This window comes from Rodentibacter heidelbergensis, from assembly GCF_002000125.1.
Taxonomy (GTDB): Bacteria; Pseudomonadota; Gammaproteobacteria; order Enterobacterales; family Pasteurellaceae; genus Rodentibacter; species Rodentibacter heidelbergensis.
In genome coordinates, this window is the sequence record NZ_MLHH01000027.1 from 15,557 (window position 1) to 28,923 (window position 13,367).

Consider the following 13,367-nt stretch of genomic DNA (forward strand, 5'->3'; position numbering starts at 1 on the left):
GGATAATGCTTTTAACAATTAAAAGGTAACAACATGAAATTATCTCGTATTTTATTATCTACCCTTGCTGTGGCAACCCTTGCCGGCTGTGGTAACTTAAGCAAAGTGACCGCTGAAGGTATGCCGGAATATAAAGATGTAGATGGTGTTCAAGTTCCTCAACTTGTATGGCCTAAAATTGATCAGTCCGGTTTCAACCATGATGGTAGCCAGTTCGGTTCATGGCCAAATTGGGATAACGTTCGTATGATCGAGCGTGGTATGAATAAAGATCAATTATATAATTTGATTGGTCGTCCACACTTCTCTGAAGGTTTATTCGGGGTAGAAGAATGGGATTATGCATTTAACTACCGTGAAAATGGCGTACATAAAATCTGCCAATACAAAATTTTATTCGATAAAAACCACAATGCACAAAGCTTCTTCTGGTATCCAAACGGATGTAACGGTAACTTTGCTTACACATTAAGTGGTGATTTCCTGTTTGATTTCGATAAAGATGTGTTAACCCCACGCGGTAAAGAAGTGGTTGATAATGTGGCTGCTCAGTTAAAATCATCAGGTGCGAAAGAGGTTAAAGTTGCAGGTTATACTGACCGTTTAGGTTCAGATGCCTATAATATGAACCTTTCTCAACGTCGTGCAAACCGTGTTAAAGCACGTTTAATTGAAGATGGCGTTACTGCACAAATTACAGCAATTGGTTACGGTAAAAATCCTCAAGTGAAAGCTTGTGAAGGTTTCCGCCATGCAAGTAAAGAAGAGAAGGATTGTTTACGTCCTAACCGTCGTGTAGAGATCACTGCTTCCGGCTCCGTATTGAAATTACATCAAGAAGGTGGTCAGGTGAATGGCGGAACGCAAGGGCCTACACCTCTTTATCAAAAATAATTTTTGATTGAATGAAAAATAGCATAACAAAAAGTTATGCTATTTTTTTATCTCAAATTAACTTTCTATAATATCGGATAATGTTTTTTGCGTAAGATGAATATAATTACCTAAGAAACGATGACTAAAATTTAACAAATAATAAAGCTGATAAATTGGCTTTCTTTTCTCATATCCCGCCCAATCTAAGGCAAAAGTGCGGTCATAATTGATATAGAATTTTTCAGGGAAAGGCTCAAAAAGTTCGGTGAAGGCAAGATCGCATTCCCTATCGCCCCAATAACATGCGGGATCATAGCTAAAGGTTTGATCATTAACCACGCAGACATTTTCAATCCATAAATTACCGTGCAAAAGGGAAGGTTTAGGATGATGTTTTGCGAGCTTTTGTGCAACGAGACGAACGATTTGATCGATATTTCCAAAATCTAGTCCCTTGTCCTTACATAACTGGAGCTGCCAACCAATACGCTGCTCGCTAAAAAAAGTAGCCCAATTCCCATGCCATTTATTTGGTTGATGTACCGGACCAAGCCAAGTATCGAAATCTAATCCATAATATTGATTTCCGGCAATTTGATGCAATTGGGCTAATTGATGTCCGAAGTCTTCAGTAAGTGAAGATTGTTGTTTAATGTTAAGCGCTTCTAAAAGTAAAAAACTGTGATTTTGTGAACAACCGACACCATAAACCATCGGGAGATGAAGTGCGGTCGTTTTTCGTAACATTTCAAGTTGATCGGCTTCTGCACGGAACATTGAGCGGTAGGATTTTTCATTGGCTTTGACAAAAACAGGCGCAACGCCATCATCAATAATCCAAGCTTCATGAATTTCTCCACGGTGGATACATTCCTTGTGTTTAATTGAATAATAAGCGCCAAATTGATCGGCTAAGACTTGAGAAACGGATTTCCACATAATCATCTCCTAGACACAACAAATTCACTCTTATTCTAAAAGATTTTCTAAAGATTACTGTGATATACCTCAAACTTTTAGAGATTAAATGATGCGATAAAATCCCCCTGAAATAGAGGATAATTGATAAATAAAAGGGTGATTTTTTAGTGCGTTGGTATTATCATTAAGCCCATTTTCAAATAATAGAAATTAATCAGAGGAAAGTTATGCAACATCTGAAAGATCTTGTAGAGAAAGCAAAATTGGCGATCGATACGATCGAGAATAAAAGTTTATCGGCATTGGATGAAATTCGTGTCGAATATTTTGGTAAAAAAGGTCATTTTACTCAATTAATGCAAGAACTTCGCAATGTTGCGGCAGAAGAGCGTCCGGCAATTGGGGCTAAAATTAATGAGGCAAAACAGGCTGCGCTTGATTTTTTAAATGCTAAAAAATCAGAATGGGAGCAAGCAGAACTTAATGCTAAATTGGAAAAAGAACGGGTCGATGTTACCTTACCGGGGAGAAAAATCGAAAAAGGGGGATTACACCCTGTTACGATCACCATTAATCGTGTTACCCAGTTCTTTTCCGAACTCGGTTTCTCCGTGGAAAATGGGCCGGAAATCGAAAGTGATTACTATAATTTTGATGCATTAAATATTCCAAAACATCATCCGGCAAGGGCAGATCACGATACATTCTGGTTTAATCCTGAATTATTACTTCGTACTCAAACTTCCGGCGTTCAAATTAGAACTATGGAAAAAATGCAGCCGCCTATTCGCATTATGGCGCCGGGGCGTGTTTATCGTAACGATTACGATCAAACCCACACCCCAATGTTCCATCAAATTGAATTACTTTATGTGGATAAAAAAGCCAATTTTACGGAATTGAAAGGCTTATTACATGATTTCTTACGATCATTTTTTGAAGAAGATTTACAAGTTCGTTTCCGTCCTTCCTATTTCCCATTTACCGAACCTTCTGCTGAAGTGGATGTAATGGGGAAAAATGGTAAATGGCTTGAAGTATTAGGCTGTGGAATGGTTCACCCAAATGTTTTACGCAATGTCGGCATTGATCCTAATGAATATTCCGGTTTTGCGGTAGGAATGGGGGTTGAGCGTTTAACGATGTTACGCTACAACGTCACAGACTTACGTTCCTTCTTTGAAAACGATTTACGTTTTTTAAAACAATTCAAATAATGATATTTAAATAGCAATAAAACAACGAATTTTTAAAGGATAAGCATAATGAAATTTAGTGAACAATGGGTAAGAGAATGGGTTAATCCAAGCATTTCAACAGAACAGTTAAGTGAACAAATCACCATGCTTGGATTAGAGGTCGATGGTGTAGAAAATGTCGCCGGTGATTTCACCGGTGTTGTGGTTGGCGAAGTCGTAGAATGCGCTCAACACCCTGATGCCGATAAATTACGCGTAACAAAAGTCAATGTAGGCGGGGAGCGATTATTAGACATCGTTTGCGGCGCACCAAACTGTCGCCAAGGATTAAAAGTGGCTTGTGCCGTGGAAGGGGCCGTATTGCCGGGTAATTTTAAAATTAAGAAAACCAAATTACGGGGTCAGCCCTCTGAAGGAATGCTTTGCTCATTCTCTGAATTAGGCATAGATGTTGAAGCCGAAGGAATTATTGAATTACCGTCTGATGCACCGATTGGTGAAAATTTACGGGATTACTTAAATTTAGACGATCAAACCATTGAAATCAGTTTAACGCCAAATCGTGCCGATTGCTTAAGTATTGCCGGTATTGCTCGTGAAATCGGTGTGGTGAATAAACTTTCGCTAAATCAACCGCACTTTGATGCGATACCGGCAACGATTTCGGATCGGGTTGAGATTGATGTGAAAGCACAAGAAGCCTGCCCTCGTTACCTATTACGTCTGGTGAAAAATGTCAATGTCAATACCACCTCGCCAATTTGGTTACAAGAAAAATTGCGCCGCTGTGGTATTCGTTCTATTGATCCTGTTGTCGATATTACGAATTATATTTTGCTGGAGTTGGGTCAGCCAATGCATGCCTTTGATGCAGACAAAGTTAAACCACCGGTACAAGTGCGTTTTGCAAAAGAGGGTGAAGAGCTGGTTTTACTTGACGGAAATACCGCAAAATTACAATCCAACACCTTACTTATCGCCGATCAAAATGGCCCACTGGCAATGGCGGGTATCTTTGGTGGACAAGCAAGTGGTGTGACCAATGAAACCCAATCAGTCATTTTAGAAGCGGCTTTCTTTGCTCCCTTAGCTATTGCCGGTCGTGCAAGACAATATGGTTTACACACCGATGCTTCTCATCGCTTTGAGCGTGGGGTTGATTTTGAATTAGCCCGTCATGCGATGGAGCGTGCAACGGCATTGTTGCTTGAAATTTGTGGGGGAGAGGCTGGAGAAATTAATGAAGCCGTGAGTGAAGCCCATTTACCGAAATTAAAGACCATTCAACTTCGTCGTGAAAAATTAGATGCCTTACTGGGGCATCATATTGACACGGAAACGGTGAGCGATATTTTCAATCGTCTTGGTTTTAATGTGCAATATGCCAATGAGGTTTGGACGGTAACACCGACCAGTTGGCGCTTTGATATTGAAATTGAAGAAGATTTGATTGAAGAAGTAGCGCGTATCTATGGTTATAACAGTATTCCAAATCATGCCCCATTAGCCCATTTACGGATGCGTGAACATAAAGAAGCGGATTTAGATTTAGCCCGCATTAAAACCGCACTTGTCGATGCCGACTATCAAGAAGCCATCACTTATAGCTTTGTTGATCCGAAAATTCAAGGATTACTTCATCCTCAGCAACAAGCCCTCATCTTACCTAATCCAATCTCGACTGAAATGTCAGCGATGCGGGTTTCATTGTTAAGCGGATTATTAGGCGCAGTACTCTATAACCAAAACCGCCAACAAAATCGGGTTCGTTTATTTGAAACAGGATTACGTTTTATCCCTGATGCGAAAGCTGAATTTGGTGTTCGTCAAGAATTTGTATTAAGTGCCGTCATAAGCGGTTCTGCCAAAAACGAAAGTTGGAACACGAAAGCAGAAGCCGTTGATTTCTTTGATTTAAAAGGGGATTTAGAAAGCCTGCTTTCTTTAACCGATGTGGGAGATAAAGTCCGTTTTGTGGCAAAAACCTTTGATGCGTTACACCCGGGACAATCTGCTGCAATTGAATTAGACGGAAAAGAGATTGGGTTTATAGGTACACTTCACCCATTGATCTCTCAAAAACTGGGGTTAAATGGTAAAGTGGTTGTATTTGAAATTTTATGGAATGCCATCGCCAATCGTCAGGTTGTTCAAGCAAAAGAAATTTCAAAATTCCCTGCCAATCGCCGTGATTTAGCCTTGGTGGTTTCCGATGACATTGCCGCAGGCGAGGTCATTGAAGCCTGCAAACAAGCAGGGGGAGAAAAACTCACTCAAGTGAATTTATTTGATGTGTACAAAGGTATCGGTGTACCAAGTGGTGCAAAAAGTCTTGCCATTAGCTTAATTATTCAAGACAATGAGAAAACTTTAGAAGATGATGACATCAATAAAGTGATCTCTGCGGTATTAGACGAGGTTAAACAACGTTTTAACGCTGAATTAAGGGACTAACGCTATGACATTGACAAAAATCAATATTATCGAATTTTTAATTGAAAAATATCATTTGCAAAAACAAGAGGCGAAAACCTTAGTGGATAATTTCTTTGAGGAAATTCGTCAGTCTCTTGAATCGGGCAACGAGGTGAAATTGTCCGGTTTCGGTAATTTTGAACTGCGTGATAAGGCTTCTCGTCCGGGGCGTAATCCAAAAACAGGGGAGAGTATCCCTGTTTCTGCCCGACGTGTGGTTGCTTTTAAACCGGGACAAAAGTTGCGTAATCGAGTAGAGAAAGCCAAATTGACAAAATAGCGAAAGATAAAAAGTGCGGTGATTTAATTGTTTAAATGACCGCACTTTGTTTTAAATTCGTCTTACTTGCCAAAAGGTTTTTGTCCAATAAGGGGAGTGTATTGAAGAATAAATCACCCCGCCTTTTGTGGAGGCATGGAGAAATTGCCCGTTTTTAACATAAATTCCCACATGGTATCCATTAGGGCCACGACCGGTTTTAAAAAAGATCAAATCGCCGGTTTGGATTTCTTCTTTGTGAATAAGTTTTCCGTACTTCGCTTGATCTTTTGTGGTTCTTGGCAAGGTAATGTTAAAACGGTCAAAAAAGGTTTTCTGAACGAAACCGGAACAGTCAATCCCACGGCGGGATTGCCCACCTAAAACATAAGGCGTGCCTGCCCATTCGTATTGCTGCTCACTGAGTAAAGTGATCGCCATAATAGGGTCATCAATTCTCCCTTTATAATTAATTGCGTATTCCTCTCTCTCCTGATTTCCAGAGGAACAAGCAAAGAGGGAAAGGGTAATCATTATAAAAAATAATCGATTAATCACTGTCATCTTGTTTCTCAAAAGAATGAAAATGTGCCTACCGTTGCCTATAACAGGGTTTATTTGATGCGATATTTCTCTTTAGTGAAGGCAACAATTTGCGCTTCAATACCTTGTGCATCTAATTGTAATTCATGAAGTATTTCTTGCTGTGTTCCCTGTGGAATGAAAAAATCCGGTAAACCGAGTTGTAAAAGTGCGGTCGGTTTTGCCGATGAATTTAACACTTCAGCTACAGCAGAACCTGCACCGCCCTGAATGGCATTTTCCTCTAAGGTGACTAAATAATCGTGAGTTTGTGCAAGGACATTAATCATTTCCACATCAAGGGGTTTGACAAAACGCATATCCACCACGGTGGCATCCAGTTTTTCCGCCACTTTTAAGGCATCAGGGAGTAATGTGCCAAAATTTAAAATAGCGATATTTTTCCCTTCTCTTACTAAGCGGGCTTTTCCTATTGGCAACATGCTCAGTGGTAATAATTCAACCCCTACCGCATTGCCCCGTGGATAACGCACCGCCGCCGGTTTGCCACATTGATAGCCGGTATAAAGCATTTGGCGACATTCGTTTTCATCACTTGGGGTCATGATGATCATATTCGGAATACAACGCATAAAACTTAAATCAAATGCCCCTTGATGGGTTTGACCGTCAGCCCCCACAATCCCCGCTCGGTCAATCGCAAAGAGAACGGGCAGATTTTGAATGGCGACATCGTGGATTAATTGATCGTAGGCCCGCTGTAAGAAAGTGGAATAAATCGCCACAACGGGTTTATAGCCTGCAATGGCTAATCCGGCAGCAAAGGTGACGGCATGTTGTTCGGCAATCGCCACATCAAAATATTGTTGTGGGAAACGCTGAGAAAATTCCACCATACCGGAACCCTCACGCATTGCAGGGGTAATCCCAATCAGTTTTGCATCCTTTTCGGCCATTTCACAAAGCCAATCACCGAAAATTTGCGAATAGGTTGGTCTGGCAGTAGATTTAGGTAATTCACCGCTTGTAGGATCGAATTTCGGCACACCGTGGAAACCGATAGGGTCCTTTTCAGCCGGGGCGTAGCCTTTTCCTTTTTTGGTTTTTATGTGAAGAAATTGAGGGCCTTTTAAATTTCGCATATTGCTTAGAGTGGCGACTAATTCTTCAATATTATGGCCATCTACCGGGCCAATATAGTTAAAACCGAGTTCCTCAAATAAGGTACTTTCCGGTGAGAACATCACCCCTTTCATATGTTCTTCGGTTTTTTTCATAAAATTCTTCACACTGGGCACTTTATCAAGAATTTTTTTGCTGCCGTCACGAACGGTGGAGTAAAAAGCACCGGAGAAAATACGGGCGAGATGATTATTGAGTGCCCCCACATTTTCTGAAATCGACATTTCATTGTCGTTTAAAATCACCAGCATATCGGTATGCAATGCGCCTGCGTGGTTGAGCGCCTCAAATGCCATGCCCGCCGTAATCGCCCCATCGCCAATGACACATACGGTTTTTCGCCCGGCATTTTCACGTTCTGCCGCAACGGCCACACCTAGCCCTGCGCTAATAGAAGTGGAAGAATGACCGACACTTAATACATCAAATTCACTTTCTTCCCGCCAAGGAAAGGGGTGAATACCGTCTTTTTGACGAATGGTAGACATTTGATCTCGGCGACCGGTAAGAATTTTGTGAGGATAAGCCTGATGACCCACATCCCAAATGAGCTGGTCAAAAGGCGTTTTATACACATAATGGAGTGCAACGGTTAGTTCTACAGTTCCTAACCCTGAGGCTAAATGGCCGCTGGTTTGGCTAACGGAGGTTAAAAGATAATCGCGTAATTCTTGGCAAAGTTGTGGGAGTTGTTCTTTATTTAGAAGACGCAGGTCTTCCGGTGAATTAATTAAAGATAAAAGAGGGTAGTTGTCCATTGTGAGTTATTCCAAAAAATTTGTGATTTTTGACCGCACTTTTCACTTAAATCAGTGATAGGGTCTTCATTAACTTTTTCTCGTAATAATAAATTCCGCCAAAGCACGAAGTGCGGTCGTATCAAAAGGAATGTTATCCAATTCGCTCAATGCCATTTGATATAAATCTTGCGCTTTTTGTTTTGCTCCTTCTAAGCCGAGTAATTTAGGGTAAGTGCTTTTATCCAGATCTAAATCCGAGCCTACAGGTTTACCGATTTCTGCACTCTCTCCCTCAATATCTAAAATGTCATCTTGTACTTGAAAGGCAAGGCCAATGGCATCAGCATAACCGGTCAAGCTTTGTTCTAAGGATTGGTTGGAAAAATGCGGTGAGCAAATAAAGCCCAGTTTTAATGCGGCAGTCAACAAGGATCCGGTTTTATTGCGATGGATTAATTCTAATTCTTGTAAGGTAATTTGTTTGTGTTCTGAAATTAAGTCTAAACTCTGTCCTAAACACATTCCTTGCACACCGGAAGCATGGGCTAAAATTTGCACCAAAGCCAGTTTCTGTTCCGAGGAAATATAAGGGGTTTGAGTGAGCATTTCAAAGGCAAAACTTTGTAAGGCATCACCGGCAAGAATGGCAGTGGCTTCATCAAAAGCGATATGACAGGTGGGATGCCCTCGGCGGAGATCATCATTATCCATTGCCGGTAAATCATCGTGAATTAAGGAATAAGCATGAATGGCTTCAACGGCAGCAGCGGCGTAATCAAGAGATTGTTCGTTCGCATTGAGCATTTTCCCTGTCGCATAAACCAAAAAAGGGCGAACTCGTTTCCCCCCTAATAACAACGCATATTTCATTGCCTCAAGCAGAGGGGCATGATGGTTTTCAATTCCCTCAAATTGCCTTTCTAGAAAATGGTTAATACGTTGCTGAACTTGTTTGAGTTGTTGGTTAAATGGGCTCATTATTCCTTTTCCTCATAATCACTCAAAGGTGCAGTATCACTTTTTTGCAATAGAATTTGAATACGCTGTTCGGCTTGTTTTAAACGTTCCTGCCCGAGTTGAGCCAATTGAATTCCTTGTTCAAATTCTTTTAGGGATTCTTCTAAGGGTAATTCGCCACTTTCCAGCCGAGAAACAATGGTTTCTAACTGTGCCAATGTGCTTTCAAAATCTGGAGAGGAAGCCGATTTTCGAGCCATTTAATCCACCTTATTTATGGGAAAATAAAGGGTATTGTACTGTAATTTTAAGGGATGTTAAAAATTTATTTCAAAAAATAGGCATGAGTATGATAAGCCATCTCGTTGTATGGACTTTTCTTCCGCTTTGCGTAAAATATTCGCTATTTTTTATTATGCTCAATCCTTATGAAATTTATTGTTAAACTTTTTCCCGAAATTATGATTAAAAGCGAAAGCGTGCGTAAACGTTTCGCTAAAATTCTTACCAGTAATATTCGCAATATTTTGCAAAAATATGATGAAGAAACCGCCGTAGTACGTCATTGGGATTACATTGAAGTGCGGTCAAAAAATGATGCACATCGTGATGCCTTAATTGACTTGTTACAACGTATTCCGGGGATCCATCATTTTCTTGAAGTAGAAGAAAAACCTTTCACGGATTTACACCATATTTTCGAATTGACCCTTGCTGATGTAGAAGCCCAACTCCAAAACAAAACCTTTTGCGTGCGGGTTAAACGCAAAGGAAAACATACCTTTAGCTCTATTGAAGCGGAGCGTTATATCGGAGGCGGGTTAAACCAACATATTGAAAGTGCCAAAGTGCAGTTGAAAAATCCCGATGTGACGGTGCGTATTGATATTGAAGATGACAAAATGATGCTGGTGAAAAAACGTCACACCGGCATTGGCGGCTATCCTATTGGTACACAAGAAGATGTCCTTTCTTTAATTTCCGGCGGGTTTGACTCCGGTGTTTCAAGTTATATGCTCATTCGCCGTGGCTCACGGGTGCATTATTGTTTCTTTAATTTAGGCGGCGCTGCACACGAAATCGGTGTGAAGCAAATGGCCTATCATATTTGGCAACGTTATGGTTCGTCTCACAAAGTCCGTTTTATTGCCATCAATTTTGAAGGGGTTGTTGGTGAAATTTTAGAAAAAGTCGATAACGGACAAATGGGCGTGGTGTTAAAACGAATGATGGTGCGGGCAGCAAGTAAAGTGGCGGCTCGTTTAAATATTGAAGCCATTGTCACCGGGGAAGCATTAGGGCAAGTTTCCAGCCAAACCCTCACTAATTTGCGTTTAATTGATGAAGCCAGCGAAGCGTTGGTTTTACGCCCACTCATCACCCATGATAAAGAACAAATTATCGCTCTCGCAAAAGAAATTGGCACAGACGATATTGCCAAATCGATGCCGGAGTTTTGTGGGGTGATTTCCAAAAATCCAACGATTAAAGCGGTGCGTGACAAGATTTTGGCAGAAGAGGGGCATTTTGATTTTGAGATCCTAGAACGTGCGGTACAACATGCCCAATATTTGGATATTCGTCAAATTGCAGAAGAAACGGAAAAAGAAGTGATTTCCGTTGATGCGCTTTCCGTACTGGGGGAAAACGATATTATTTTAGATATTAGAAGCCCGGAAGAAACCGATGAAAACCCCTTTGAATTAAATCACCACAAGGTGATCTTAATGCCGTTTTATAAACTCTCGTCACAATTTGGCTCACTCGATCAAAGCAAAAATTATGTTTTGTATTGTGAACGTGGTGTAATGAGTAAATTGCAAGCCCTCTATCTGAAAGAAAACGGCTTTTCAAATGTTTTCGTATTCGCAAAAAAATAAGCTGATTTTGACCGCACTTTCTTGTTTAGGAAGAGCAGTGATTTAATTCTTCCAACATTTCATCGATGGCTTTTGCCAATAATGTGCGGTCATGGCGATAACTGACATCATCGGCATTTAGCCGTTTTTCTAACACCTTAACGGAAGAAATTGGGGAAAAATCGACCGCACTTTTTTTGCCTATTGGTATGATGACCCCATCTAATACCTCTGCACCGAGGGTTCGGTGAATCCACTGAAGGCGATCTTGTAAAGAAAGGGTCGCCGCCGCACCGAGTTCAACCCCTAAATTATCAATAAAAATTTTCTTTGCCGAGCTTGCTTGAAGTGCGCTGCTTATATCGGATAAGAGCAATGGTGGCATAATGCTGGTTAAAAAACTTCCCGGGCCGAATAAAATCACATCCGCTTGTTCAATAGCATAAACCGCTTCTGGCGTGGCTTGAACAAGGGGAATAAGAAAGAGGGATAGGGGAACTTCGGTTAAATTATCAATACTCACTTCCCCAACAATGCTTGCTCCGATCCCTGTACTGGCGGCGAGATGCACCGGGCTTTCCGACATAGGAATTAAATGGGATTTCACCCGCAACAAATCACGAATTAAATTCACCCCATCTAAAGGACGAATGTGCATATTTTCAAGAGCTTTTAGCATTAAATTGCCGAGGTTGTGGCCGGCTAATTCCCCATCGCCCCCAAAGCGATATTCAAAGAGGGCAGAAGCGGTAGTCGGTTCAATGATGATTTGATTGAGGCAATTGCGTAAATCGCCCCAAGCAATCCCCCCTTGCTGCTGGCGAATACGACCGGTTGAGCCGCCGTTATCTGTGGTGGTAACGATACCGGTTAAGCGTTCTTTCATAAAACTAAGAGCCGACATCACCCTCCCCAATCCATGACCGCCACCAATAGCGACAACGCGTACATCATTTAAATAATCATAATGGCGGTGTGGGGTTAAATCGGACATAAACGCTCTCTTTCTACCTAGAATGGATTAATTTGTCATACATTATATATTTATTTATATAATTGATTTAAAAGAATTTATTGAAATTTTGAACAAGAAGGGCAGATGCCTTGCTTTTTTTGTTCTGTATCTTTTAAAATGCAGGGCAATTTTATCGCATAACTCCGAGCTTGTTTAGTCTAAGTTCCTCTTTGGTGAAAATACTTTAGTGAGGAATATGACGACAATGCCAATAACGCTATTTGTTATTCAGGGATATGCTGGAAACGGCTTGTCCTCTCCATTTTAGAAAGGTGTCACATGCAATCTATTCCCATTAAAAACGTGGGGAACGCACGTTTAATTGATGCGTTTCAGCGTACTTATTATTATTTGCGGCTCTCGATTACCGATCAGTGCAATTTTCGTTGTAATTATTGCTTACCTAACGGTTATCAGCCTGAAGCCAATAAGCCTCATTTTCTTACCCTTACTGAAATTACACGCCTTGTGCAAGCCTTTGCCAATATGGGGACAGAGAAAATCCGTTTAACCGGTGGCGAACCGACCTTACGAAAAGATTTTCTCACTATTGCAGAGCACATTGCACAAATTGAAGGTATTCGCCAGGTGGCATTAACCACGAACGGTTATCGTATGGCAAAAGATGTGAAGGCTTGGAAAAATGCAGGAATTAGCTCGATTAATGTGAGCTTAGATAGCCTTGATCCTAAAATGTTTTATCATATTACCGGTATCAATCAATTTGATGAGGTGATGCGTGGTATTGATCTCGCTTTTGACGTGGGCTATCAGAAAGTAAAAGTCAATTCCGTATTAATGAAACAATTAAATGACATTGAATTTGAGCGCTTTTTAGCTTGGGTGAAAGATCGCCCCATTCAAATGCGTTTTATTGAACTGATGCAAACCGGTGAAATGGATACTTTTTTTCAGCGTTATCATCTGTCGGGCAATATTTTAGCCGATAAACTGCTTGCAAAAGGTTGGGCAGTGCAACCAAAATCCTTAACAGACGGGCCGGCTAAAGTGTTTAAACACCCTGATTATGTTGGGGAAATCGGTTTAATTATGCCTTATGAAAAAAACTTTTGTGCAAGCTGTAATCGTTTACGGGTTTCGGCAAAAGGAAAATTGCACCTTTGCTTATTTGGTGAAGAAGGCATTGAATTGCGCGATTTGTTGCAATCTGACGAACAGCAATCGCTTTTACAAGCCCGAATTTTTGCCTCTTTACAAGGCAAACGTGAACATCATTATTTACACCAAGGTGATAGTGGAATTCGTCAACATCTTGCTTCCATTGGTGGCTAAACGAATGATAAAACCAAAATTTTTTCAAAATTCAACCGCACTTTTAAA

The 13,367-nt window shown here is 40.8% G+C and carries 12 protein-coding genes and 1 riboswitch; of the genes, 6 read left to right on the forward strand and 6 right to left on the reverse strand.

Going from position 1 to position 13,367, the window contains the following annotated elements; genetic code table 11:
• Nucleotides 1–33 precede the first annotated feature (33 nt).
• Nucleotides 34–894: an OmpA family protein gene (locus BKK48_RS09250; RefSeq protein WP_077428102.1), complete on the forward strand. Its 861-nt coding sequence runs from the start codon at nt 34–36 to the stop codon at nt 892–894.
• A gap of 57 nt (nt 895–951) precedes the next feature.
• Here BKK48_RS09250 and BKK48_RS09255 read toward each other — a convergent pair whose 3' ends face one another.
• A complete protein-coding gene (locus BKK48_RS09255) occupies nt 952–1,815 on the reverse strand; it encodes a fructosamine kinase family protein (protein WP_077428104.1) in 864 nt (287 codons plus the stop codon).
• Between the two features lie 209 nt (nt 1,816–2,024).
• Here BKK48_RS09255 and pheS point away from each other — a divergent pair, with 209 nt between their 5' ends.
• Genes pheS through BKK48_RS09270 form a run of 3 tightly spaced genes read left to right on the forward strand, consistent with a single transcriptional unit; the run spans nt 2,025 to nt 5,751 of the window.
• Nucleotides 2,025–3,014, forward strand: a complete 990-nt coding sequence (gene pheS / locus BKK48_RS09260; RefSeq protein ID WP_077428106.1) for a phenylalanine--tRNA ligase subunit alpha — start codon at nt 2,025–2,027, stop codon at nt 3,012–3,014.
• Nucleotides 3,015–3,062: 48 nt separating this feature from the next.
• Entirely contained in the window at nt 3,063–5,450 is a 2,388-nt protein-coding gene (pheT, locus tag BKK48_RS09265; RefSeq protein WP_077428108.1) for a phenylalanine--tRNA ligase subunit beta, read from the forward strand.
• A 4-nt stretch (nt 5,451–5,454) separates the two neighbouring features.
• Nucleotides 5,455–5,751, forward strand: a complete 297-nt coding sequence (locus tag BKK48_RS09270) for an integration host factor subunit alpha (protein ID WP_077428110.1) — start codon at nt 5,455–5,457, stop codon at nt 5,749–5,751.
• Nucleotides 5,752–5,802: 51 nt separating this feature from the next.
• Here BKK48_RS09270 and BKK48_RS09275 read toward each other — a convergent pair whose 3' ends face one another.
• The 4 genes from BKK48_RS09275 to xseB form a co-directional block, all read right to left on the reverse strand.
• Entirely contained in the window at nt 5,803–6,294 is a 492-nt protein-coding gene (locus tag BKK48_RS09275) for a C40 family peptidase (RefSeq protein ID WP_077428112.1), read from the reverse strand.
• 50 nt (nt 6,295–6,344) lie between these two features.
• Complete coding sequence (gene dxs / locus BKK48_RS09280) at nt 6,345–8,213, reverse strand: 1-deoxy-D-xylulose-5-phosphate synthase (RefSeq protein ID WP_077428114.1); 1,869 nt, start codon at nt 8,211–8,213, stop codon at nt 6,345–6,347.
• A gap of 69 nt (nt 8,214–8,282) precedes the next feature.
• Nucleotides 8,283–9,173 carry a (2E,6E)-farnesyl diphosphate synthase gene (ispA, locus tag BKK48_RS09285; protein ID WP_077428116.1) on the reverse strand — a complete coding sequence of 297 codons (891 nt, stop codon included), beginning with the start codon at nt 9,171–9,173 and terminating at the stop codon, nt 8,283–8,285.
• Nucleotides 9,173–9,412: an exodeoxyribonuclease VII small subunit gene (gene xseB, locus BKK48_RS09290; RefSeq protein WP_077428118.1), complete on the reverse strand. Its 240-nt coding sequence runs from the start codon at nt 9,410–9,412 to the stop codon at nt 9,173–9,175. The genes ispA and xseB overlap by 1 nt, the downstream gene beginning before the upstream one ends.
• Nucleotides 9,413–9,580: 168 nt before the next feature.
• Between xseB and thiI the strand changes: the two genes are divergently transcribed.
• Nucleotides 9,581–11,032, forward strand: a complete 1,452-nt coding sequence (thiI, locus tag BKK48_RS09295) for a tRNA uracil 4-sulfurtransferase ThiI (RefSeq protein WP_077428120.1) — start codon at nt 9,581–9,583, stop codon at nt 11,030–11,032.
• 25 nt (nt 11,033–11,057) lie between these two features.
• Here thiI and BKK48_RS09300 read toward each other — a convergent pair whose 3' ends face one another.
• Nucleotides 11,058–12,005 carry a gluconeogenesis factor YvcK family protein gene (locus tag BKK48_RS09300; RefSeq protein ID WP_077428122.1) on the reverse strand — a complete coding sequence of 316 codons (948 nt, stop codon included), beginning with the start codon at nt 12,003–12,005 and terminating at the stop codon, nt 11,058–11,060.
• 150 nt (nt 12,006–12,155) lie between these two features.
• Nucleotides 12,156–12,317, forward strand: a riboswitch (molybdenum cofactor riboswitch).
• On the opposite strand from BKK48_RS09300, the gene moaA reads away from it, so the two are divergent.
• Nucleotides 12,306–13,319, forward strand: a complete 1,014-nt coding sequence (gene moaA, locus BKK48_RS09305; RefSeq protein WP_077428124.1) for a GTP 3',8-cyclase MoaA — start codon at nt 12,306–12,308, stop codon at nt 13,317–13,319. Its footprint overlaps the riboswitch before it by 12 nt.
• Nucleotides 13,320–13,367 lie beyond the last annotated feature (48 nt).